Here is a 21,657-nt window from a genome sequence, read left to right as displayed (position 1 = left end):
GCTGTGGCGCGGTCTCGCCTCCCCACCACCTCTCCCTGGGGGGAGAGGTCGGCGCGCCGCGCCGGGTGAGGGGGCCTTTCTCTCCAGCGGTGCCGACCAATGATCACCCAAATGCTGTTCCGCGCCCTCGACAAAAAGGCCATCTGGCTGGTCGTGGCGCTGATGTTCATCGCCATCGCCATCCCGGCCGCCAACCTCGTCATCCCCGAGGGCCACCCGCTGCACCTGCCCAACTACATGGTGCCGCTGCTCGGCAAGTACCTGAACTACGCCATGCTGGCGCTCGCGCTCGACCTGGTGTGGGGCTATTGCGGGATCCTCTCGCTCGGCCATGCGGCGTTTTTCGCGCTCGGCGCCTATGCCATGGGCATGTACCTGATGCGCCAGATCGGCGCGCGCGGCGTCTATGCCAACCCGGTGCTGCCCGACTTCATGGTGTTCCTCAACTACAAGGACCTGCCTTGGTTCTGGCACGGTTTCGACCTGTGGTGGTTCGCCTTCCTGATGGTGCTGTTCGTGCCGGGGTTGCTGGCCTTCGCCTTCGGCTGGTTCGCCTTCCGCAGCCGCGTTACCGGCGTCTATCTCTCGATCATCACCCAGGCGATGACCTACGCCCTGCTGCTCGCCTTCTTCCGCAACGATCTGGGGCTCGGCGGCAATAACGGGCTCACCGACTTCAAGGACATCCTCGGCTTCAACGTGCAGGCCGCGACCACCCGCGCCGGCCTGTTCGCGGCGTCGGCCCTGGCCCTGGCGCTGGCGGTGATCATCTGCTCGGCCATCGTCAATTCCAAGCTCGGCAAGGTGATGGTGGCGGTACGCGACGGTGAAAGCCGCACCCGCTTCCTCGGCTGGCGCCCGGAAAACGTGAAGCTGTTCGCCTTCGTCGTCTCCGCGGTGCTGGCCGGCATTGCCGGCGCGCTCTACACGCCGCAGGTCGGCATCATCAACCCGGGCGAGTTCGACCCGGCCAACTCGATCGAAGCGGTGATCTGGGTCGCCGTCGGTGGCCGCGGCACGCTGATCGGGCCGATCATTGGCGCCGTGCTGGTCAATGCCGGCAAATCGGTGTTCACCGGCGCCTTCCCCGATTTCTGGCTCTACTGCCTCGGCGGCCTGTTCATTTTCGTCACGCTGTTCATGCCCAAAGGCATTGTCGGGCTGTTCCAGAAGCTCAAGCCCCGCAAGGGTAAGGAGGCGAGTTCGGCTGCCGAAGCCGGTGAGGACCCGTCCACCCTGCCGCAGTCAAAGCCCGTAGCGGAGCCCGCCGAATGACCGACAAATCCGGCACCATGCTCTACCTCAACGGCGTCTCCGTTTCCTTCGACGGTTTCAAGGCGCTGAACCACCTCTCGATCATCGTCCACCCCGGCGAGATGCTGGCCATCATCGGCCCCAATGGCGCCGGCAAGACCACCATGATGGACATCATCACCGGCAAAACCCGCCCCGATGACGGCGAGGTGTATTTCGACGGCCGCACCGATCTCACCAAGCTCGACGAGGCGCAGATCGCCAATCTGGGCATCGGCCGCAAGTTCCAGAAGCCGACGGTGTTCGAGAGCCACACCATCTGGGACAACCTGGTGCTGGCGCTGAAAAAGCCGCGTGCCGTGCTCGCCGCCCTGCTCTATTCCGAGAGCCCCGAGGACAAGGCGCGCATCGAGGAAATCCTCGAAACCGTCCGCCTCACGGCGCGCAAGGACGAACTCGCCGCCGACCTCAGCCACGGCCAGAAGCAGTGGCTCGAGATCGGCATGTTGCTGGCGCAGGACCCGAAGCTGCTGCTGGTCGACGAGCCGGTCGCCGGCATGACCGACGCCGAAACCGTCGAAACGGCGATACTTCTCAAACAGATCGCCAAGACCCGCTCGGTGGTGGTGGTCGAACACGACATGAGCTTCGTGCGCGAACTGGGCACCCGTGTCACCTGCCTCGCCGAGGGATCGGTGCTGGCCGAAGGCACGCTCGACCAGGTGAGCGCCAATCCCATCGTCATCGAACGATATCTCGGGCGATGATGTTGCAGACTGATAGAGACGGCCCCCTCCCGGCCTCCCCCATGAAGGGGGAGGTGAAGAATCGAGCGCGTGGCGCGATGGTGCCAAGCGCTGGATGCGGCACCTCCCCCTTCATGGGGGAGGATGGGAGGGGGCCGTCTGCGAGCAACGAAAGAACACAGCCATGACCACCGCCCTCTCGATCCGCGACATCGGCCTTCACTACGGCGCCGCTCAGGCGCTGCGAGGAATCTCGATTGAGGCCAAACCCGGACGGATCACCGCCGTACTGGGCCGCAATGGCGTGGGCAAATCCTCGACGCTGCGTGCCGTTACCGGCATCAACAACGTCTCGTCGGGCGAGATCGTCTTCAACGACGAAGTGCTGAAGAAGGCGCCGCCCTACAAGCGCGCCCGGCTTGGCATCGGCTACGTGCCGCAGGGGCGAGAGATTTTCCCGCTGCTGAGCGTGAAGGAGAACCTCGAGACCGGCTACGCGCCGCTGAAACCGGCCGACCGCAACGTGCCGGACTACATCTACGAGCTGTTCCCGATCCTCAAATCGATGCTCGGCCGTCGCGGCGGCGATCTTTCGGGTGGCCAGCAGCAGCAGCTCGCCATCGGCCGGGCGCTGGTGACCCGGCCCAAAGTGCTGGTGCTGGACGAGCCCACCGAGGGCATCCAGCCCTCGATCATCAAGGACATTGGCCGTGCGCTGCAGTTTCTGCGCGACCAGAAGGGCATGACCATCCTGTTGGTCGAGCAGTATCTGGACTTCTGCCGCGAGATCGCCGACGACATCTACATCATGGATCGCGGTGAAATCATGCATTCCGGCCCCGCCGCCGACCTCGACCTGCCCGAGGTGCGTCGGCATCTGATGGTGTGAGCGTGGGGCTGTTAGGCTTTGCACTCGACCTCGCAGCTTGCGTCCCCTCTCCCCTGAGGGGAGAAGGGAAGAGATGACCGCTGCTCTCGCCTTCCCCCGCCACCAGCGCGCCCGCGGCGTCGGCCGTATCGCTACCCAGGTGCTCGATGGCCGCACTCGGTTGACCAACCTGTTTCAGGAGGGCTGCGCCAAGATCCGGCTGCCGCATACCCACGATCCGAGCCTGCATGCCGTGCTGATCAACACCGCCGGCGGGCTGACCGGCGGCGATGATGTTGCCTGGGAAGCCAAGGCCGCGCCCGGCGCCAGGATGGTGCTCACCACCCAGGCCTGCGAGCGGGTTTATCGCTCGCTCGGCGACGACGCCACGGTCAGCACGCGGCTCGAGGTCGGCGCCGGAGCGCATCTCGACTGGCTGCCGCAGGAGACGATCCTCTACGAAGGCGGCCGGCTCAGCCGCAGCCTCGAGGTCGACCTCGCCGCCGATGCCAGTTTTTTCGCCATCGAGGCGATCATCCTCGGCCGCGAAGCGATGGGCGAAGCTGCCCGCGGTGCGCGGCTCAGCGACAACTGGCGTATTTGCCGTGGTGGCCGGCTGCTTCATGCCGAGGCGACGCGGCTGAGCGCCGATCCGCTGGAGCGGGATGGCCTGTCGCTGCTCGCCGGCGCCGGCGCCTTCGCCACCCTGCTCTATATCGGCGCCGACGCCGAACGAAAGCTCGAGCCGGTCCGCGCCCTCTGCACCGGCCAATCCGCGGCCAGCGTCGTCGGCGAGCGCCTGGTCATCCGCGCCATGGCCTCATCGGGGCTTGCGCTGCGCCGCATCATCACGCCAATAATCGCGCAGCTTTCGGGCGCCGGCACCTTGCCGCGCCTCTGGCATTTGTGAGCATGAATCGCATGGCTTACTGCTCAACCGATGTCATCCCGGCGCAAGTCGGGATCCATCTCGCTGCCGGCACCGGCGGCAGCATGGATTCCCGCTTTCGCGGGAACGACGCGGGGGCTGTGGCGCGAGCCTGTGCTGACACCACCGACGTCATCCCCGCGAAAGCGGGGATCCAGTGCTCCGCGCACGACACTCCCGTAGGAACTCCCGCATGAACCTGACGCCCCGCGAGAAAGACAAGCTGCTCATTGCCATGGCCGCGATCGTGGCCCGCAAGCGCCTCGAGCGTGGCGTGAAACTCAACCACCCCGAGGCCATTGCGCTGATCACCGACTATGTCGTCGAAGGCGCCCGCGATGGCCGTTCGGTTGCCGACCTGATGGAAGCCGGCGCCCATGTGGTTAGCCGCGCCCAGGTGATGGAAGGCATTGCCGAAATGATCCACGACGTGCAGGTCGAAGCCACCTTCCCCGACGGCACCAAGCTGGTCACCGTCCACGAACCGATCCGGTAAGCGAAATGGTCCTTGTTCCAGGCGAAATCTATACCGTCCCCGGCGACATCGAACTCAATGTCGGCGCACCGCAGATCACCATCGAGGTGGCCAATACCGGTGATCGGCCGATCCAGGTCGGCTCGCACTACCACTTCTACGAGACCAATGCCGGGCTCAGCTTCGACCGCGAAAAAGCCCGCGGCATGCGGCTCGACATCGCCGCCGGCACCGCGGTGCGGTTCGAGCCCGGACAGGCGCGGGAGGTGCGGCTGGTGCCGCTCTCGGGCAGCCGCATTGTCTACGGCTTCCAGCAGAGGGTGATGGGTAAGCTCTGACGCGCCGAGATCCAGATACGAAAAGGCCGGGCATGGCGCCCGGCCCTTCGCTTCGGTAGGGGGCGTGGTTAGCCCTGAACCAGGATGGTCACGTCGGTCGCATCGGTTCCGGTGATGCCCACGACATCGTCAATCGTCGCGCCATAGCTTTCGAGCTGGGCAAGCAGCCCCGGGTTGCCCTGGATGCGGGCCTTCAGCGAGTCGAGATCGACCTCCTCATAACCCGGGCTCAGCGGGGTAAGCTCCGCAGCCGTCACGGTCTGGAAGCTGACCGTCGTTGCCGAGGTCAACGCGTCCATGGCGCTGCCCTCCGCTGCCATGGCAATCCCGGCAGTCGACAGTGTGAGGGCGGCGGCAACAGCAATAGCCTTGAAATTCAACATTTTTTATCTCCGTTGGTCACTAAAATCCACGGTGGAGATACGCATGAGCGTCGCAGAGGTTTCCCCCTGCCCGTTCACACTATGTTGCGTTCATGAAGGGGAACCCTGGCTAAAGGTCGTCGGCGTAGAGGACCCCGCCGCCGTCGCCAGCGAGATCGATCGCGACGATCTGGCCCAGGCTGACGCCGGCATTGCGGATCGCGCTCATCGCCAGCGGGTTGATCACCAGGTTGCCCTGCAGGTATCCCACATCGCGCTGCTTGCTCTCGACCGCCCTGGCCAGCAGGTCGGCGTTCATCTCGGCGCCGGCGAGGCTGGAAAGGCGCACGACACGCAATCCCGCGGCACTGTCGGCACGCCCGGCATCGTGCAGGAACTCGCTTCCTCCGATGCCCGAAATGATCTGGACGATATCCATGTTCTGAGCATGGGCCAGCTGCGGCGCGGCCATCAGCACGGTGGCGGCGAGCGCGGCGACGAATTGGGATTTCATGTGAGCCTCCAGACGGGTAGCGCGAATAGAACAGCAGCCTGTGGCAAAATCCGGACGGAGCGGCCACATCAGCTTTGGCAATCGCCAGAGATTTCGGTTACGGATGCGCCGGTTTCAATGGGCAGGACGGCGATGGCCACCAAGGAAGAAGATTTCAAAGAGCGCTTTGTGGCGGTGCTGCAGGACCTGCGCAGCAATGGCGGCCAGGACCCTGAGGCGATGTTCCTGATCGGCAGCCTTGCCGCACGCCTTCTCGATCGCGCCCGGCAGCCAAGCTGGGCGGCCTACAAGGCCAGCATGGCGCGTGAGGCCTATGACCAGCTGCTCGGCGATTTCCAGAAGCAAGGCAACGACTTCCACAAGCAAGGCAAGGCCAAGCACGCCTACGCCGTGCAGGTGCTGGCCATCTCGCTGATCGCCCGCACCCAGACCGACCCCGACATCCGCGCCGGCAATGGCTTGCTCGATGACATGCTGGGCTTTCTCATTGCCGCCTATCGCAAGGCCGAGGCGATTACTCCCAAGCCGAATTGAGCTGCCGATTTTCGCGTCAGATGGCTGGACAGCCTAACTATTAGGCGGTTCAAATGAGTCTTCCGCTTCGCCTGGAAGGATCATCATGCCCGCTCGCATCTCACGCTCGACTTACGCCCAGATGTATGGGCCGACCACCGGCGATCGCGTGCGGCTGGCCGACACCGAGCTGTTCATCGAGGTGGAGAAGGATCTCACCACCTACGGCGAGGAGGTGAAGTTCGGTGGCGGCAAGGTGATCCGCGACGGCATGGGCCAAAGCCAGATCACTCGCGCCGCCGGCGCCGTCGATACGGTGATCACCAACGCACTGATCATCGACCATACCGGCATCTACAAGGCCGATATCGGCCTGCGCGACGGCAGGATCCACGCCATCGGCAAGGCCGGCAATCCCGACACCCAGCCCAATGTCGACATCATCATCGGGCCATCGACCGAGGTAATCGCCTCCGAGGGCCGCATCATCACTGCCGGCGGCATGGATGCGCATATCCACTTCATCGCCCCGCAGCAGATCGAAGAAGCCCTGATGTCGGGCATCACCACGATGATCGGCGGCGGCACCGGCCCGGCACACGGCACCCTCGCTACCACCTGCACCGGCGCCTGGCACATCCACCGGATGATCGAAAGCTTTGATGCCTTCCCGATGAACCTCGGCCTTGCCGGCAAGGGCAACGCCTCGCTTCCCGCGCCGCTCGAGGAGATGATCCTCGCCGGCGCCAGTTCGATGAAGCTTCACGAAGACTGGGGCACCACGCCGGCGACCATCGACAACTGCCTTTCGGTCGCCGACGCCTATGACGTGCAGGTGATGATCCATACCGATACGCTGAACGAATCCGGCTTCGTCGAGGACACCGTGCGCGCCTTCAAGGGCCGCACCATCCACGCCTTCCACACCGAAGGCGCCGGCGGCGGCCATGCCCCCGACATCATCAAGGTGGCGAGCCTGCCCAACGTGCTCCCCTCCTCGACCAACCCGACCCGTCCCTACACGGTGAACACGCTGGCCGAGCATCTCGACATGCTGATGGTTTGCCACCATCTGAGCCCGGCCATTGCCGAGGATGTCGCCTTCGCCGAGAGCCGCATCCGCAAGGAGACCATCGCCGCCGAAGATATCCTCCACGATATCGGCGCCTTCTCGATGATCTCGTCCGACAGCCAGGCCATGGGCCGCGTCGGCGAAGTGATCATCCGCACCTGGCAGACCGCCGACAAGATGAAGCGCCAGCGCGGCCGGTTGCCCGAGGAAACCGGCGACAACGACAACTTCCGGGTCAAGCGCTTCATCGCCAAATACACCATCAACCCCGCCATCGCGCAGGGCCTCAGCCGCCATATCGGCTCGGTCGAGGTCGGCAAGCGCGCCGACCTGGTGATGTGGACGCCGGCCTTCTTCGGCGTGAAGCCGGAAATGGTGATCATGGGCGGCTCCATAGCTGCCGCCCCAATGGGCGACCCCAACGCCTCGATCCCCACCCCGCAGCCGATGCACTACCGCCCGATGTTCGGCGCCTATGGCAAACTGAGGACCAATTCCTCGGTGACCTTCATCAGCCAGGCCGCCTACGACAATGGCCTGCAAAAGACGCTCGGCGTCGCCAAGGGCATGCTGCCGGTCGAAAACACCCGAGGCGGCATCAGCAAAGCCTCGATGATCCACAACTCGGCCACCCCCCATATCGACGTCGACCCCGAGACCTATGAAGTACGGGCTGACGGCGAGCTGCTGACCTGCGAACCGGCAACCGTGCTGCCGATGGCGCAGCGGTATTTCCTGTTCTAGCGCCGCGTATATCAGCGCCTTTGTTCATGCTACGTTCTCGTCATTGAGTCGAGGAGAGCAGCATGGCGGTCGATCTCACGGGCAAGGTGTGCCTTGTAACCGGGGCGAGTCGCGGGGTTGGACGCGGCGTGGCGCTGGGCTTGCTCGAGGCCGGGGCGACGGTACACATCACCGGCCGGACAGTGCGGAACGGCGAGCATCCTGAGGGGCTCGACCGGGCCGGCTCGCTGGCCTCCGTGCTCGATGAATCCGGCAAGTATCCCGGTCGCTGCGTCGCCCACCGGGTGGACCACGCCTACGACGTCGAAACCGAGGCCGTGGTGCATCGCGTGCTGGCCGACGAGGGCCGTCTCGATGTCCTCGTCAACTCCGCCTGGCCCGGTTACGAGCGCATGGAAGAGGATAATCGCTTCACCTGGGTCGATCCGATCTGGCAGCAGCCGATGTGGCGCTGGGACGCCATGATCGGCATCGGCGCGCGCTCCGCCTGGTGCGCCATTCGCGTCGCCACCGAAGCCATGGCGCGGCAGCGTTCCGGCCTGATCGTCAACATCTCGTTCTGGGCGGCGCAGAAGTTCATGCAGAACGTCGTCTACGGCGTCTCCAAGGCCGCGATGGACAAGCTGGCAACCGATGTCGCCCACCAGATGCGCGAATTCGACGTGGCCGCCATTGCGCTCTATCCCGGGCTGGTTCGCACCGAGGAGGTGCTGAAGAACGCCAAGTATTTCGACATGTCGAACTCGGAGAGCCCGGAATTCCAGGGCCGCGCCATCGCCCATCTCGCCGCCGATCCGGCGCTGCTGGAGAAGTCCGGTCGCATCTTCACCAGCGCCGACCTCGCGCTCGAATATGGCTATGCCGATATCGACGGTTACCAGCCCCGGCCCAATACACTCCAAACCGTCTAACCCGCTGTCACATGGCTGAAACCTCGCCGTGCTCGGTAGGGCGCTTCCCCGTGGGTGACGCTTGTCAGAGTTTCGTTTCCGTCTGCCGCTGACCATTGCGGCCTTCGCCCTTGCCCAGGCAGTTTGCTGGGGCATGACATTCAATCTGCCGGCCATCACCAGCAGCGCCATGGCGGAGGCGCTGGGTCTGCCCTACCCCGCCGTAATGACCGGGCCGACGGTCATGCTGGTGACAATGGCGTTCGCCGCTGTGCCATGCCTGCGGCTGTTCGAACGCCATGGGGCGCGCCTCGTGATGACCACGGGTACGATGGTCGCGGCGCTCGGGCTTGCAACCATCGCCTGCGCCGGCGCGGCATGGACATACTTCGCCGGCTGGCTGCTGGTCGGTCTCGCCGGCGCCGGCATGCTGACCACCGCGATGCAGATCGGCGTTGCCGAATGGGCCGGTGCCCGGGCCCGGCAGGCCATCGGCGCGCTCCTGATTTTCGGTGGGCTTTCGACCACGCTCTCCTGGCCGCTGCTGGGTGCGCTGCAATCGGCTTTCGGCTGGCGGGCGGCGACGTTGACCGGGGCAGCGCTGCTGCTGGTCATTGCCGCACCAATCTACTGGCTGCTGCTGGCGAGGCGCCCGGCCGATGCGGCAAAGCCGGCCGATGCCGGTCCCGTGCCACCGCTCGATCGCGCCGCGTTTGGCCTGCTCGCCTTCGCCAGCGCCGCCAACGGTATCGTCACCTGGGGCTTTTCATTGACCATCATCACCCTGTTCGAGGGACGCGGCCTCGAACACGGCACGGCGGTACTCATCGCCTCGTTCATTGGGGTCACGGCATTGCTGGCGCGGCTGGTCGATTTCGCCGCCGGCAAACGCTGGAACAGTCTCGCCACAGGACTTGCCGCGGCGGCGGCGCTGCCCCTCAGTTTTGCAGTGCTGATCATCGGCACGGGCACGCCGGCCGCTATCGGCTTCGTCGTGGTCTATGGCCTCGCCAGCGGCGTCCTCGCCGTCGCCCGCTCCACCATGCCGCTCGACCTGTTTTCGGCAGCCGCCTATGCGCGCGCCTCCTCGATGCTGGCGCTGCCGCTCAACCTGAGTTTTGCCTGCGCCCCGCCGCTGTTTGCGGCAATCCTTTCGGGGCCCGGCAGCAATGCAGCTCTGTGGGTCGCGACCGGCCTGTCGCTCAGCGCCCTCCTGAGCCTCGCCGTGCTGGTGCTGCGGCATCGCCGGATCTCAACCCTTCGGGCCCCAGCGGAAGCCGACTGAAATCCGCCACAGCGAATCGGTTAGGCTCGCTGAGTTCCGAGGAGGACCAGACGATGGAAGCTCTAGCCACTGCCGCCATGATGCAGAACGTTGATGTCTCGGCCCAGGTCGTGCTGAACCTCGCCGGCGATTTCGAGCGCACCACCCACCAGTATCAGTGCGAAGGGCTCGAACCCTTCTCCGTGGATTTCATCAACGCCAAGCCGAACTTCCTCGCCATCGTGCCGGTGGGGCCGGAGAAGCTGGTGTTCGTCAACGTCATGGCCGCCTCGGGCGCCAGGTATGTCGCGGGCCAATACGAGTTCTGGACCAAGGGCAGCGAGGCCACCCTCACCGACCTGATGGCCGATCCGCAAACTCCGGTAAGCTGCTCGGAAGTCAGCAACACCCCCTGAGGCCGCGATGGACACAGGCACCGCCCACGATGTGTTCGTACATGTGCGTATCGTCATGGGAACGGTCATCGGCCTCGGCCTGACCCGCCTGCTGATGGGCGTGGCGGGTCTGATCCAGCATCCCAAGCGCGCCAGGCTCTCGCTCACCCATCTGCTCTGGGTGCTCTCGATCAGCGTCGAGCTGATCCTGTTCTGGTGGTGGGAGTACGACCTGTCGACCCTGAAGAGCTGGAACTTCGGCATCTTCATCTTCCTGATCGCTTACGCGGTCACCCTGTTTGGACTGGCGGCCCTGCTGTTTCCGGACAGTGTCAGCGAATACGACGGTTACGAAGACTTCTTCATCAAGCGCCGGCATTGGTTCTTCGGAATCTTCGCGATCACGTTCGTGTTCGACATGGTCGACACCATGATCAAGGGCGCGCCCTATTTCGACGCGATGGGGTCGACCTATGTTCTGCAGATTCCGTTTGGCCTCGTCTTGTCCGCCGTCGCCATCTGGACGCCGAACCGACGCTTCCAGCTCGCGTTTGTGCTGCTGCACCTGCTTTATCAGGCGTGGTCGATCGCCTACTACTTTGAAACCTACGGCTGACCGGCTAAGCTTGCCCGAAGGTTGGGAAGCCTCGAAGACTCGGTAGTTCAGACGATGCCGCAAACCTTTCGCGCGGTTGGCTATTTGCCATCCGGCGCAGCCAACACTCCCTTCGATCTCGCCATCCTGCTGCATGATGAGCGCCGCGTGCGCCGCCGCATGCTGACCCTGGTTCATGGCGACACCGTACTGGTGGATTTCCCTGAGCCCATCACCCTCGCCGACCGCTCGCTGCTCGAACTCGAAGATGGCCGTCTGGTCGAGATCATCGCCGGGGAGGAGCCGCTCTACGAGGTGCGCGGCCGCGACCTCATCCACCTGATGCGGCTTTGCTGGCACCTGGGCAACCGACACCTCAAGACCCAGATCGAGGACGATCGCGTGCTGATCCTGCGTGACCACGTGATCCGCGACATGCTGCGCGGCCTGGGTGCCACCGTCACCGACATCTCGGAGCCCTTCCACCCCGAGGAAGGCGCCTATTCGCACAGCCATGGCGAGCCGGCCCACGCCCTGCTCAATCGATGACCGATCCCGCTGCGCTGCAGAAGCTGGTCACCTGGCTGTCGCCCGCCTTTCCGGTAGGTGCCTTCGCCTGGTCGGCCGGACTTGAGACGGCGATTGCAGATCGTCGCGTAACCGATTCCGAACGCTTGGAGAACTGGATCGTGGGCGCGCTGGCGCATGGCGGGGTTCGTACGGACGCGATCCTGCTGGCGCATGCCTGGCGGGCAGTTCGAGAGATCGAGCCTGTGGAACCGAGCAGCCGGAGCGAGCCGCCCCCCACCCCTGCCCCCTCCCCGCAAGGGGGAGGGAGACCTGCGCTCGCGAGTCGTCGTCCCGACGGCACCGAATCTGGTGAGAGCGTCCCCTTCCCCCTTGCGGGGTGGGGGTCCACAGCCACCAGCCGTCAGGATGTGACAACCACCCTCTCCAACCTCGCCGACCTCAGCCTCGCGCTGACCGCCAGCCGCGAGCGCTGGATGGAGACCACGATCACCGGCGACAACTACCTCCTCGCCGCCAAACACTGGCCCAACTACATCCTCGCGCTGCTGCCCCAGCCCTGCCCCTACCCCGTCGCCGTTGGTGCCACCGCCGCTGCCCATGGCATCGACCTGATCGACACGCTCATCGCCTGGCTCACCGCCACCGTGCACGGCCAGATCTCGGTCGCGGTGCGCCTCGTGCCGCTCGGCCAATCCGACGGCCTCCGTGTCCTCGCGGCGCTCGAGCCGCGCGTTGCGGCGCTCGCGGCTTCTGCGGCCACGGCAACCCTTGCCGACCTCGGCGCAATCGCCTACGCCGCCGATATCGCGCAGATGCGCCACGAGACGCTGGAACCGAGGATCTTCCGTTCATGAGCATGCTGATTGCCGCCCTGATCTTCGTTGTGCTGCTGGCGGTGGCGATCGCCCATTTCCTCTGGTCGATCGGCAGTCGCTGGCCGATCCGCGATCCCGAGCTGCTGGCCCGCACCGTGGTGGGCAAGCCCGGCGTTACCCGGGTGCCGAAGCTCGCCGCGTTCATCATCTCGCTGCTGGTGCTGGCGGCTGGCATCCTCGCGCTGTCGCTGGCCGATCACAGCGCCGGCGGCTGGTGGCTGACGCTGGTCGGCGTTGGGCTTGCCGCCGTATTCCTCGGCCGCGGCGCCATCGGCTATACCGAAGGCTGGCGCGCCCGCTTTTCGGTCGAGCCGTTCGCCACGCTCGACCGCAAGAACTACTCGCCGCTGTGCCTGGCGCTTGGCGTCGGCTACCTTCTCCTCGTCATCATGAGGCTCATATGAAATCGCTCAACGGCCCCCTCCGCGTCGGCATCGGCGGTCCCGTCGGCTCCGGCAAGACGACGCTCTGCGAAATGCTGCTGAAAGCGATGCGTGATCGCTACTCGATGGCGGTGGTCACCAACGACATCTACACCAAGGAAGATGCGCTGATCCTCAACCGGGTGCAGGCGATCTCCGAAGATCGTATCGTCGGCGTCGAAACCGGCGGCTGCCCGCACACCGCCATCCGCGAGGATGCCTCGCTCAACCTCGCGGCCATCGCCGACCTCAACCGCAAGTTCCCCGACCTCGACATCATCCTGATCGAGTCCGGCGGCGACAATCTCGCCGCCACCTTCTCGCCCGATCTGGCCGACATCACGCTCTACGTCATCTCGGTGGCGCAGGGCGAAAAGATCCCGCGCAAGGGCGGCCCGGCCATCACCCGCTCGGACCTGCTGATCGTCACCCATACCGACATCGCGCCATACGTGAATGCCAGCCTCGAGGTGATGGAAGCCGATACGCAGCGCGTCCGCGAAGGCCGCCCTTACGTTTTCGCCGACCTGCTGCGCCGCGAAAACCTGGACCAGGTTATCGGCTTCATCGAACAGCAGGGCGGGCTCGTGCCGGCGCAGGCGGCGGAGTAGCAAGGCTTTTCGGGGTACCGCTCGGACTGCCCCTCACCCCGACCCTCTCCCCAGAGGGGAGAGGGGGCGATGTGGCACTGCCGGTGCAAAGCGCGTCCCCCTCTCCCCTCTGGGGAGAGGGTCAGGGTGAGGGGCAGTACGTCACAATTCAGCACGAAGCGCCCTACCCGCCCACCGAGATCACGTGCGTTACGAGGCTATCGCCCTTGAGGTGATGCACCAGGAGGCCCGGCGGATCGGTGGCCGGCATCTTCCGCCCATCGGCAGCGAGCCCACCCATCCTCGCAATCGCCGGCGCGAGTGTCGCCGGTACGCCAGCGAAGCGGCTGAACATCGGCCGGTGCAGATGGCCGCAGCTGATGCCGAGCACCCTGTCAGCCGCCGCCTCGATCACCGCCGCAAGGCCTTGCTTGTTGCGACAGTCGATGGTCTCGTACTGATCCATGCCGCAATCGAACGGGTGCTGGTGCAGGAAGATCAGCGCCGGCCCACCGCCCGAGTTGAGCTCCGCCTCGAGCCAACCCAGCACCGGCGTCGCGTCGCCATGCGTCGCGCCGGGAACGATCACATCGAGCCCGATCAGCCTGATGCCGCCGGCCTCCACCACGCTGTTGAGCGGACCTTCCGCCGGCCCACCGAACACTTCGCGCATCGGCTCACGGCTGTCGACATTGCCGGGCACCACCAGCAGCGGCGCCCCCAGCGCCATCAGACGTTGCCGCAACTGGGCATAGTGCGAACGGTGCGAATGGTTGGCGAGATCGCCGCTGACCGCCACTGCGTCCGGCTTCAGTTCCGTGACCCAGTGCAGCACTCGCTCGAGCCGTTCGAACGAGCTCTCGTCATCGAGGTGAATATCGCTCAGTTGGGCTATCAGCATGGCGGACTCGTTGATGGTCGGGCGCTAAACTTGGCCTGCATCCGCCGTGAGGACAAGCGCGGGCACGCTGATGGAGTTTCGTTTGGTAGGCCCGGCGACCCCGGATTTCATCGCCCTGCGACGCGATCTCACTAGCCCGATCGCTGCTGCCGCCTGGCCCGACGGCCTTCGCCTCGTCGCCTTCGAGGTTGCCGACGTCAAAGCCATCCACGCGCTGCTGCAGCGCGCCTACGGCAACGGCTTCGGCAGCGTCGCACCGGATTGGCTCGACTGGTGGGAAGCACTGCGCGCCGACAGCGAGTTCGATCCGGACCTCTGCTTCGTCGCCAAGGCGGGGGACGATGCGGTGGGCTTCTGCCTGTGCTGGACCTCGAGTTTCATCAAGGACCTGGTGGTGGCGCCGGAATGGCAGGGGCACGGGCTGGGTGCCGCGCTGTTGGCGACGGCAATGCTCGCGCTGCGGGGGCGCGGGGCGAACGAAGTACAACTGAAGGTGGTGACGGACAACAGTGCCGGGCGGCGGCTGTATACGCGGATGGGGTTTACGGCGATCTGACTGAGACAGACGGCCGTCATCCCGACGGAAGTCGGACGTCACCCACTCTGGGCACGCAACTGGCGCCCTCGCCACCGCTAGCGCCCAAACTCGGTGTCATCCCTGCGAAAGCAGGGACCCAACTCGCAGCTGGCGCGGGAGGTGAAATGGGTCCCTGCTTTCGCAGGGATGACAGCCGGTGGTTGGGCACCATCGCACCTTGGCGCCTAGGCGTTTGGATAGCCCAACCGTAGTCCCTATTCCTTCGGCGTCTCCTCAGGCGGCTCGTCACCCGGCAACTCCTCCGGCGGCACCCCCGGCACATTGTCGGGTTGCGGCGGCGGTTGCGGGATATCCGGCTGCACCGGGATCTCCTGCGGCGGCTGCGGCACTTCGGGTTTCGATGGCGGGATCTGCCCCTTCAGCAGCACCACTACCGAACGCGGCGGCAGCGTTGCCGCCCGGTCGGCGACCGGCAGCACCGCCTGGTCGTCGGAGACGAGGCCGACGGTCCAATAGCCATCGGGCAGGCGTGCCAGCACCGGATCGATACGGCGATTGAACCAGACGATCAGGTCCTCCTCCGCCGTCTGCAACCGCATGCCCAACACCGAGGCGCTGGCATCGTTCCAGTCGCCATCGTTCATTTCGCGACCGTCGGGATGCAGCCAGGCCACATCGCGGACGCCGTTTTTGGTTTGCCCGCTGAGGAAATGATCATGGGTCAGTGCCGGATGCATGCGGCGGAATTCGCTCAGCGCCGAGACGAAATCCACCAGCGCGCCGTCGGCGCTCTCCCAGTCCACCCAGGTGATCTCGTTATCCTGCGCATAAGCATTGTTGTTGCCGCGCTGGGTGCGGCCGAACTCGTCGCCTTGCTGGAGCAGCGGCAGGCCGCGGCTGAGGAACAGCGTCGCCAGCAGTGCCCGCACATCGCGGCGGCGGGCTGCGTTGACCTTCTCGTCGTCGGTCGGCCCTTCGACGCCGCAGTTCCACGAGTGGTTGTTGTTGTGCCCGTCGCGGTTGCCCTCGCCATTCGCCTCGTTGTGCTTGTCGAGGTAGGAGACGAGATCGGCCAGCGTGAAACCATCATGCACCGCCAGCATGTTGACGCCGGCGCTGGGCTTCCGGCCGGCGAAATCGAAGATCTCGGCGGAACCGGCAACCTTGCCGGCCAACGCCCCGATCTTGCCTTGGTCGCCCCGCCAGAACGAGCGAACGTCATCGCGATAGGTGTCGTTCCACTCACGGAACTCCTTGCCGAACTGCCCGAGTTGGTAGCCGCCCGGACCCGGGTCCCACGGTTCGGCGACGAGGATCGACTTGCCCAGAACCGGATCGGACTTGATCAGTTGCAGCATCTTGGCGTTCGGATTGAACCCCGGCTCGCGCCCGAGGATGGGGGCGAGATCGAAGCGGAAGCCCGAGACGCCCATCTCCTCCACCCAGTAGCGCAGACTTTCGATCACCAGCCGCTGGGTCGCCGGATGGTCGGCGCGCAGCGTATTGCCGGTGCCGGCATCGTTGACCAGGTGCTGCTTGCCGTCGACTTCGACGAACCGGTAGTAGGTCATGGCGTCGAGCCCCATCAGGCTCAGCATCGGACCGTTGGCGTCGCCCTCGCCGGTATGGTTGTAGACCACGTCGAGGATCACCGAGATGCCGGCCTTGCGGTAGACATCGGTCATGTTGCGCAGTTCCTGCGGCCCGCGCGGCGCCAGCCGCGGGTCGACCGCGAAATAGCTGACCGGGTTGTACCCCCACGCGTTGGTGAGCCCCATCGCCGGCAGGTGTCCATCGTCGATGAACGCCGCGATCGGCATCAGTTCGACCGTGTCGACCCCGAGATAGCGCAGGTGATCCACGACCCGCTTGGTGGTGAGGCCGGCAAGCGTGCCGCGCAGCGGGCCCTGCACCGAAGGGTGGCGCATGGTGTAGCCGCGCACGTTGAGCTCATAGAACAGCCCCGGTGCCTTGCGCCGTGGCGCCACCGCCTTGTTGACCGCGCCCAGGACGATCGCCTTGGGAATTAGTGGCGCGGTGTCTACGGCCTCGTCGCGGTGCAGCCGCAAGCGCGGCGAGCGAACGTAGGGCCGGTCGAGCCGCTTGGCATAGGGGTCCACCAGCAGCTTGTTTGGGTCGAAGAAATAGCCCTGATCCGGGTCATAACGTCCGTCGGCGCGGAACCCGTATCTGGCCCCTGCCCCGATTCCGGCGATCATGCCGTGGCGAATGTGATCGTCATGACCGTCGAGTTCGTAGCGGCCGATCTCGTTGTCGAGTTCGTCATAGAGCGAGACCCATATCGCCGTCGCCGTCTCCGAATAGACGGCGAAGTTCACACCCTCGGCGGTGATGGTCGCGCCAAGCTTTTCCGGACTGCCAGCGCCCGGCACCAAGACTGGTTTCACGGCTACCGGGCCTTCAAGTGACAACGCTGGGCGCGTCGCGGCCGGTGCGGGCCTTGATGCCAGCAACGCTGTCGGCGATGGAAATGAGGGGCGAAAGTGCCGACTGGGTATCGAGATCGTGCTGTCCATGCGGGGGCTCATACCGTTCGAGGTACAAGCGCAACGTGGCGCCGACCGTCCCGGTTCCACTGAGCCGCACGACGATCCGGCTGCCATCGGCAAAGCCGATCCGCACGCCCTGCTTGCCGCTGGTCGAGCCATCCACCGGGTCGTGATAGGTGAAGTCGTCGGCATAGGTCACCGGGCGCCCTTCGAGCGACTGGCCGACGAGGCTCGGCAGCTTGGCGCGCAGGTCATCCATCAGCGCATTGGCCGGTCCGGCCTCGACCTCTTCGTAGTCGTGCCGGGTGTAATAGTTGCGGCCATAGGTGGCCCAATGGTCCTGCACGATCATATCGACGCTCTGCCGGCGCGCCGCCAGCACGTTGAGCCACAGCAGCACCGCCCACAGCCCATCTTTCTCACGCACGTGGTTGGAGCCGGTGCCGGCCGATTCCTCGCCGCAGATGGTGACCCTGCCGGCATCGAGCAGGTTGCCGAAGAACTTCCAGCCGGTCGGCGTCTCGTGCATTTCGATGCCGAGTTTCTCGGCCACCCGATCCGCCGCAGCGCTGGTCGGCATGGAACGGGCAATGCCGGCGATGCCGGCGGCATAGCCCGGCGCATGCGGCGCGTTGGCGGCAAGGATAGCGAGCGAATCCGACGGCGTGACGAAGCGGTTGCGCCCGATAATCAGGTTGCGGTCGCCATCGCCATCCGATGCGGCGCCGAAATCCGGCGCCTTGTCGCTCATCATCAGGTCGTAGAGGTCTTTGGCATAGACGAGGTTCGGGTCGGGATGACCACCGCCGAAATCCGGCAATGGCGTACCGTTAACCACCGTGCCCTGCGGCGCCCCGAGAACGCCTTCGAGGATCTTGTGGGCGTAGGGCCCGGTCACCGCATGCATGGCGTCGAACCGCATGGTGAAACCCGCGGCGAACATGGCGCGGATCTTGTCGAAATCGAACAGCGTCTCCATCAGCGCCGCGTAATCGGCGACCGGATCGATCACCTCGACCACCATGCCGGCCGAATGCTGCGTGCCGATGCGAGAGAGATCCACATCGGGGGCATCGACGATCAGGTAGCGATCGATTTCCTTTGAGCGCGCGAACACTGCGTCGGTGATCTTTTCCGGCGCCGGCCCACCGTTCGAGACGTTGTACTTGATGCCGAAATCGCCTTCCGGCCCGCCCGGATTGTGGCTGGCCGAGAGGATCAGTCCGCCAAACGCCTTGTGGTGGCGGATGACGTGGCTCGCCGCCGGCGTCGAGAGGATCCCGCCCTGCCCCACCAGCACCGCGCCGAAGCCGTTGGCCGAGGCGATCTTGATGATCTTCTGGATGGCGACATCGTTGTAGAAGCGGCCATCACCGCCCAGCACCAAAGTCTTCCCCTTGATACCCTCGAGGCAGTCGAAGATCGACTGCACGAAGTTCTCCACATAGTTGGGCTGGCTGAAGACGGTTACACGCTTGCGGAGCCCGGAGGTGCCGGGCTTCTGGTCCGCAAACGGCTTGGTCTCAATCGTCAGAATCGTCATCGAGTTTGTGCCCCAGGAGTGACGCGTAGAGGTCGGCATATTTTTCGGCGCTGAGTTCCCAGGAGACGTCCGACTTCATCCCCCGGCGCTGCATCTTGTGCCACACCTTCGGGCGCGCGTAGAGCGCGACGGTTCGGCGGATGGCTTCGCCAAGCGCCTCCTCGGTGGCCGGCGAGAATACTACCCCGGTCGCCACCCCCGCCTCAACCGCTGCCTCGTTGGCATCGATCACCGTGTCGGCGAGCCCGCCCACCCGACTCACCACCGGAATACAGCCATAGCGCAGGCCATAGAGCTGGGTGAGCCCGCAGGGTTCGAACCGCGACGGTATCAGGATCGCATCGGCGCCGCCCTGGATCAGGTGGCTGAGCCTTTCGTCGTAACCGATCACCACCCCGACCTTGCCGGGGTGCCGGAGCGCCGCACCGGCAAAGCCGTTCTCGATTTCCGCATCGCCCGAGCCGAGCACGATCAACCGGCCGCCATGCGCCACGAGGCTGTCGATCTGGGCCGGCAGCATGTCGAGCCCCTTCTGCCAGGTGAGCCGGCTGACCACCGAGAAGATCGGGCCATCGCCCGCATCGAGCCCGAACCGCTGTTCCAGCGCCCGCTTGTTGGCCGCCCGTTCGAAGATGTTTGACGGGGTGTAGACCTGCGCCAGCGCCGCGTCGGTGCCGGGGTTCCATTCGTTGGCATCGATGCCGTTGAGGATGCCGCTGACTGTGTCGGCCCGGCTCTGCAACAGCCCTTCGAGGCCCATGCCATAGGCGGCGGTGCGCATCTCGTGCGCGTAGGTCGGGCTCACCGTGGTCACCGCATCGGCCACCTGCAGCCCGGCCTTTAGGTAGCCGATATTGCCGAAATACTCGATCGCCCCGGTATTCGCCGCCTGGTAGTCGAGCCGCAAGCCATTGAACACGTCCCAGCCGAACACCCCCTGGAAGGCGATGTTGTGGACGGTCATCACCGTCTTCACCCGGGTCGGCGCGTTGAACGCCACATAGGCCGGCGCCAGCCCGGACTGCCAGTCGTGGCAATGGAGGATATCCGGTTTGTAGCCCTCGATGGCGCCGCGCGACAGTTCGTAGGCGGCAAAGCTCAGCGCCGCAAAGCGCTGCCAGTTGTCCGGCCAGTCCTTGCCGTCCGGCCCGACATAGGGGTTGCCGGGGCGGTCGTAGAGGTGCGGCGCATCAATGGCGATGACGTCGAGCCCATTGGCTCGCCCCGCCACCAGCCGCGCTGTGCCGCCGAAGAAATCCTCGAACCACAGCACCTGCCGTCCGTCCGCCAGCCCTGCCATCACCTTCGGATAGCCCGGCAGCAGCACGCGCATCGAGACGCCATGCGGCGCCAATGCCGCCGGCAGCGCGCCAACGACATCCGCCAGGCCACCCGTCTTGATCAACGGGTAGGCCTCCGAGGCGACGGACAGGACTTCGATCATCTGCTCCGCCAGTTACTTGCTCGCCGGTTACTTGCTAGCGACATATTTGTCGATCATCGGCTGGGTGATCAGCGTCACCCCATCGGCGGTGCGGCGGAACCATTGCGCGTCGAACGCCGGGTCCTCCCCGACTACCAGGCCCTCGGGCACATGCACGCCGCGATCCACCACCACCTTCTTGAGGCGCGCTCCGCGTCCGATGGTGCAGTAAGGCAGCACCACCGCTTCGTGCAGTTCGGAGTAGGAATGCACCCGGCTGCCGGTCGACAGCAGCGTCCGATCCAGCGCGCCGCCCGAAATGATGCAATCGCCCGAGACCAGCGAATTCACCGCCGAGCCGCGACGGCCGTCGAAATCGTGCACGAACTTGGCCGGCGGGGTGATCTCGGCAAAGGTCCAGATCGGCCAGTCGCGATCATACAGATCGAGCTGCGGGGTCACGTCGCAGAGGTCGATATTGGCCTTCCAGTAGGCGTCCACCGTCCCAACGTCGCGCCAGTAGGCGACATCCTCGTTGGCCGAACGGACACAGGAGCGCGGGAAGCGATGCGCCCAGGCCGAGCCGTTCTTGACGATGTAGGGGATGATGTCCTTGCCGAAGTCGCGCGATGATCCCTCGGTGGCAGCGTCGCGGCGCAGTTGCTCCATGAGGAAGCGCGTCTCGAACACGTAGATGCCCATCGAGGCCAGCGCGTAATCCGGCTTGTCGGGGATACCCGGCGGATCCTTCGGCTTTTCGACGAAATCGACGATCCGGTCGCGCCCGTCCACCGCCATCACGCCGAATCCGGTCGCCTCCATGCGCGGCACTTCGAGGCAGCCGATGGTGACATCGGCCCCGGTGTCGACATGCTGGCGGAGCATGATTTCATAGTCCATCTTGTAGATATGGTCGCCGGCGAGCAGCACGATGTAGCGCGGGCCGTAATCCTCGATGATGTCCATGTTCTGGTACACGGCATCGGCAGTGCCTTCGTACCACTGTGTCTCCGAGACGCGCTGCGATGCCGGCAGCACGTCGAAACTCTCGTTTCGCTCGGTGCGGAGGAAGTTCCAGCCGCGCTGCAGGTGCCGGATCAGGGAGTGCGCCTGATACTGCGTCGCCACCGAGATGCGTCGGATGCCGGAATTCAGCGCGTTACTGAGCGCGAAATCGATGATGCGGGACTTGCCGCCGAAATACACGGCCGGCTTGGCGCGCCGGTCGGTCAACTCGAACAGGCGGGTCCCTCGTCCCCCCGCCAGCACATACGCCATCGCCTCACGCGCCAGCGGCGATGGTGTCCGGTAGTCTGCCATGCTTCCCTCCCCAGGTGGCGTGACCCTGAGTTGAGATCACGCGGCA

General features: G+C 65.2%; 24 protein-coding genes. 17 read left to right on the top strand and 7 right to left on the bottom strand.

What is annotated here, in order from left to right; genetic code table 11:
* Positions 1–99: 99 nt before the first annotated feature.
* From urtC to VGV07_RS25415, 6 genes are all read left to right on the top strand, one after another.
* Positions 100–1,275 (top strand): urea ABC transporter permease subunit UrtC, encoded by a 1,176-nt coding sequence (urtC, locus tag VGV07_RS25440; RefSeq protein WP_326871530.1) that lies wholly within the window; start codon positions 100–102, stop codon positions 1,273–1,275.
* Positions 1,272–2,021: an urea ABC transporter ATP-binding protein UrtD gene (gene urtD, locus VGV07_RS25435; protein WP_326871529.1), complete on the top strand. Its 750-nt coding sequence runs from the start codon at positions 1,272–1,274 to the stop codon at positions 2,019–2,021. The genes urtC and urtD overlap by 4 nt, the downstream gene beginning before the upstream one ends.
* Before the next feature lie 163 nt (positions 2,022–2,184).
* On the top strand, positions 2,185–2,889 hold the full coding sequence (gene urtE, locus VGV07_RS25430) for an urea ABC transporter ATP-binding subunit UrtE (RefSeq protein ID WP_326871528.1): 705 nt from the start codon (positions 2,185–2,187) through the stop codon (positions 2,887–2,889).
* A 73-nt stretch (positions 2,890–2,962) separates the two neighbouring features.
* The gene (locus VGV07_RS25425; protein WP_326871527.1) at positions 2,963–3,778 is read left to right on the top strand and encodes an urease accessory protein UreD; all 816 of its coding nucleotides are present in this window, start codon (positions 2,963–2,965) and stop codon (positions 3,776–3,778) included.
* Positions 3,779–3,989: 211 nt separating this feature from the next.
* Positions 3,990–4,292, top strand: a complete 303-nt coding sequence (locus VGV07_RS25420) for an urease subunit gamma (RefSeq protein WP_055880252.1) — start codon at positions 3,990–3,992, stop codon at positions 4,290–4,292.
* Positions 4,293–4,297: 5 nt separating this feature from the next.
* Positions 4,298–4,609, top strand: coding sequence for an urease subunit beta (locus tag VGV07_RS25415; protein ID WP_326871526.1), 312 nt, complete (start codon positions 4,298–4,300; stop codon positions 4,607–4,609).
* Positions 4,610–4,677: 68 nt separating this feature from the next.
* On the opposite strand, the gene VGV07_RS25410 is transcribed toward VGV07_RS25415, so the two are convergent.
* Positions 4,678–4,992: a hypothetical protein gene (locus VGV07_RS25410; RefSeq protein WP_326871525.1), complete on the bottom strand. Its 315-nt coding sequence runs from the start codon at positions 4,990–4,992 to the stop codon at positions 4,678–4,680.
* A 109-nt stretch (positions 4,993–5,101) separates the two neighbouring features.
* A complete protein-coding gene (locus VGV07_RS25405; RefSeq protein WP_326871524.1) occupies positions 5,102–5,485 on the bottom strand; it encodes a hypothetical protein in 384 nt (127 codons plus the stop codon).
* 132 nt (positions 5,486–5,617) lie between these two features.
* Between VGV07_RS25405 and VGV07_RS25400 the strand changes: the two genes are divergently transcribed.
* The 10 genes from VGV07_RS25400 to ureG all read left to right on the top strand — a co-directional run bounded on the left by VGV07_RS25400 (position 5,618) and on the right by ureG (position 13,397).
* Positions 5,618–6,019, top strand: coding sequence for a hypothetical protein (locus tag VGV07_RS25400; RefSeq protein ID WP_326871523.1), 402 nt, complete (start codon positions 5,618–5,620; stop codon positions 6,017–6,019).
* An 85-nt stretch (positions 6,020–6,104) separates the two neighbouring features.
* Positions 6,105–7,814 carry an urease subunit alpha gene (gene ureC / locus VGV07_RS25395; RefSeq protein ID WP_326871522.1) on the top strand — a complete coding sequence of 570 codons (1,710 nt, stop codon included), beginning with the start codon at positions 6,105–6,107 and terminating at the stop codon, positions 7,812–7,814.
* 62 nt (positions 7,815–7,876) lie between these two features.
* Positions 7,877–8,725: an SDR family NAD(P)-dependent oxidoreductase gene (locus tag VGV07_RS25390; protein WP_326871521.1), complete on the top strand. Its 849-nt coding sequence runs from the start codon at positions 7,877–7,879 to the stop codon at positions 8,723–8,725.
* A gap of 61 nt (positions 8,726–8,786) precedes the next feature.
* Positions 8,787–9,989, top strand: coding sequence for an MFS transporter (locus VGV07_RS25385; protein WP_326871520.1), 1,203 nt, complete (start codon positions 8,787–8,789; stop codon positions 9,987–9,989).
* 53 nt (positions 9,990–10,042) lie between these two features.
* On the top strand, positions 10,043–10,384 hold the full coding sequence (locus VGV07_RS25380) for an MliC family protein (RefSeq protein WP_326871519.1): 342 nt from the start codon (positions 10,043–10,045) through the stop codon (positions 10,382–10,384).
* A gap of 7 nt (positions 10,385–10,391) precedes the next feature.
* Positions 10,392–10,979 (top strand): hypothetical protein, encoded by a 588-nt coding sequence (locus VGV07_RS25375; protein ID WP_326871518.1) that lies wholly within the window; start codon positions 10,392–10,394, stop codon positions 10,977–10,979.
* Between the two features lie 54 nt (positions 10,980–11,033).
* Entirely contained in the window at positions 11,034–11,507 is a 474-nt protein-coding gene (locus tag VGV07_RS25370) for an urease accessory protein UreE (RefSeq protein ID WP_326871517.1), read from the top strand.
* The gene (locus VGV07_RS27475) at positions 11,504–12,343 is read left to right on the top strand and encodes an urease accessory protein UreF (RefSeq protein WP_414649998.1); all 840 of its coding nucleotides are present in this window, start codon (positions 11,504–11,506) and stop codon (positions 12,341–12,343) included. The genes VGV07_RS25370 and VGV07_RS27475 overlap by 4 nt, the downstream gene beginning before the upstream one ends.
* The gene (locus VGV07_RS25360; RefSeq protein ID WP_326871515.1) at positions 12,340–12,768 is read left to right on the top strand and encodes a DUF3995 domain-containing protein; all 429 of its coding nucleotides are present in this window, start codon (positions 12,340–12,342) and stop codon (positions 12,766–12,768) included. The genes VGV07_RS27475 and VGV07_RS25360 overlap by 4 nt, the downstream gene beginning before the upstream one ends.
* Entirely contained in the window at positions 12,765–13,397 is a 633-nt protein-coding gene (gene ureG / locus VGV07_RS25355) for an urease accessory protein UreG (protein ID WP_326871514.1), read from the top strand. Before VGV07_RS25360 ends, ureG begins: the two co-directional genes overlap by 4 nt.
* A 163-nt stretch (positions 13,398–13,560) precedes the next feature.
* On the opposite strand, the gene VGV07_RS25350 is transcribed toward ureG, so the two are convergent.
* Positions 13,561–14,277 (bottom strand): metallophosphoesterase, encoded by a 717-nt coding sequence (locus VGV07_RS25350; protein WP_326871512.1) that lies wholly within the window; start codon positions 14,275–14,277, stop codon positions 13,561–13,563.
* Between the two features lie 70 nt (positions 14,278–14,347).
* Here VGV07_RS25350 and VGV07_RS25345 point away from each other — a divergent pair, with 70 nt between their 5' ends.
* Positions 14,348–14,833 carry a GNAT family N-acetyltransferase gene (locus tag VGV07_RS25345; RefSeq protein WP_326871511.1) on the top strand — a complete coding sequence of 162 codons (486 nt, stop codon included), beginning with the start codon at positions 14,348–14,350 and terminating at the stop codon, positions 14,831–14,833.
* A gap of 236 nt (positions 14,834–15,069) precedes the next feature.
* Here VGV07_RS25345 and glgX read toward each other — a convergent pair whose 3' ends face one another.
* Genes glgX through glgC form a run of 4 tightly spaced genes read right to left on the bottom strand, consistent with a single transcriptional unit; the run spans position 15,070 to position 21,611 of the window.
* Positions 15,070–17,223: a glycogen debranching protein GlgX gene (glgX, locus tag VGV07_RS25340; protein WP_326871510.1), complete on the bottom strand. Its 2,154-nt coding sequence runs from the start codon at positions 17,221–17,223 to the stop codon at positions 15,070–15,072.
* A 13-nt stretch (positions 17,224–17,236) separates the two neighbouring features.
* Positions 17,237–18,868, bottom strand: coding sequence for an alpha-D-glucose phosphate-specific phosphoglucomutase (locus tag VGV07_RS25335; RefSeq protein ID WP_326871509.1), 1,632 nt, complete (start codon positions 18,866–18,868; stop codon positions 17,237–17,239).
* The gene (gene glgA, locus VGV07_RS25330) at positions 18,849–20,309 is read right to left on the bottom strand and encodes a glycogen synthase GlgA (protein ID WP_326871564.1); all 1,461 of its coding nucleotides are present in this window, start codon (positions 20,307–20,309) and stop codon (positions 18,849–18,851) included. The genes VGV07_RS25335 and glgA overlap by 20 nt, the downstream gene beginning before the upstream one ends.
* A 30-nt stretch (positions 20,310–20,339) precedes the next feature.
* Positions 20,340–21,611, bottom strand: coding sequence for a glucose-1-phosphate adenylyltransferase (gene glgC / locus VGV07_RS25325; RefSeq protein ID WP_326871508.1), 1,272 nt, complete (start codon positions 21,609–21,611; stop codon positions 20,340–20,342).
* Between the last annotated feature and the right edge of the window lie 46 nt (positions 21,612–21,657).

Source organism: Devosia sp. (assembly GCF_035944845.1).
Classification (GTDB): domain Bacteria; phylum Pseudomonadota; class Alphaproteobacteria; order Rhizobiales; family Devosiaceae; genus Devosia_A.
Note: the sequence above shows the minus strand (reverse complement) of the source record. Positions and strands in the feature narration are given on the sequence as shown.

Bases quoted from the DNA above. Each gene is read 5' to 3' on its own strand.
- urtC (WP_326871530.1), top strand. From the start codon at position 100: ATGATCACCCAAATGCTGTTCCGCGCCCTCGACAAAAAGGCCATCTGG.
- urtD (WP_326871529.1), top strand. From the start codon at position 1,272: ATGACCGACAAATCCGGCACCATGCTCTACCTCAACGGCGTCTCCGTT.
- urtE (WP_326871528.1), top strand. From the start codon at position 2,185: ATGACCACCGCCCTCTCGATCCGCGACATCGGCCTTCACTACGGCGCC.
- VGV07_RS25425 (WP_326871527.1), top strand. From the start codon at position 2,963: ATGACCGCTGCTCTCGCCTTCCCCCGCCACCAGCGCGCCCGCGGCGTC.
- VGV07_RS25420 (WP_055880252.1), top strand. From the start codon at position 3,990: ATGAACCTGACGCCCCGCGAGAAAGACAAGCTGCTCATTGCCATGGCC.
- VGV07_RS25415 (WP_326871526.1), top strand. From the start codon at position 4,298: ATGGTCCTTGTTCCAGGCGAAATCTATACCGTCCCCGGCGACATCGAA.
- VGV07_RS25410 (WP_326871525.1), bottom strand. From the start codon at position 4,992: ATGTTGAATTTCAAGGCTATTGCTGTTGCCGCCGCCCTCACACTGTCG.
- VGV07_RS25405 (WP_326871524.1), bottom strand. From the start codon at position 5,485: ATGAAATCCCAATTCGTCGCCGCGCTCGCCGCCACCGTGCTGATGGCC.
- VGV07_RS25400 (WP_326871523.1), top strand. From the start codon at position 5,618: ATGGCCACCAAGGAAGAAGATTTCAAAGAGCGCTTTGTGGCGGTGCTG.
- ureC (WP_326871522.1), top strand. From the start codon at position 6,105: ATGCCCGCTCGCATCTCACGCTCGACTTACGCCCAGATGTATGGGCCG.
- VGV07_RS25390 (WP_326871521.1), top strand. From the start codon at position 7,877: ATGGCGGTCGATCTCACGGGCAAGGTGTGCCTTGTAACCGGGGCGAGT.
- VGV07_RS25380 (WP_326871519.1), top strand. From the start codon at position 10,043: ATGGAAGCTCTAGCCACTGCCGCCATGATGCAGAACGTTGATGTCTCG.
- VGV07_RS25375 (WP_326871518.1), top strand. From the start codon at position 10,392: ATGGACACAGGCACCGCCCACGATGTGTTCGTACATGTGCGTATCGTC.
- VGV07_RS25370 (WP_326871517.1), top strand. From the start codon at position 11,034: ATGCCGCAAACCTTTCGCGCGGTTGGCTATTTGCCATCCGGCGCAGCC.
- VGV07_RS27475 (WP_414649998.1), top strand. From the start codon at position 11,504: ATGACCGATCCCGCTGCGCTGCAGAAGCTGGTCACCTGGCTGTCGCCC.
- VGV07_RS25360 (WP_326871515.1), top strand. From the start codon at position 12,340: ATGAGCATGCTGATTGCCGCCCTGATCTTCGTTGTGCTGCTGGCGGTG.
- ureG (WP_326871514.1), top strand. From the start codon at position 12,765: ATGAAATCGCTCAACGGCCCCCTCCGCGTCGGCATCGGCGGTCCCGTC.
- VGV07_RS25350 (WP_326871512.1), bottom strand. From the start codon at position 14,277: ATGCTGATAGCCCAACTGAGCGATATTCACCTCGATGACGAGAGCTCG.
- VGV07_RS25345 (WP_326871511.1), top strand. From the start codon at position 14,348: ATGGAGTTTCGTTTGGTAGGCCCGGCGACCCCGGATTTCATCGCCCTG.
- VGV07_RS25335 (WP_326871509.1), bottom strand. From the start codon at position 18,868: ATGACGATTCTGACGATTGAGACCAAGCCGTTTGCGGACCAGAAGCCC.
- glgC (WP_326871508.1), bottom strand. From the start codon at position 21,611: ATGGCAGACTACCGGACACCATCGCCGCTGGCGCGTGAGGCGATGGCG.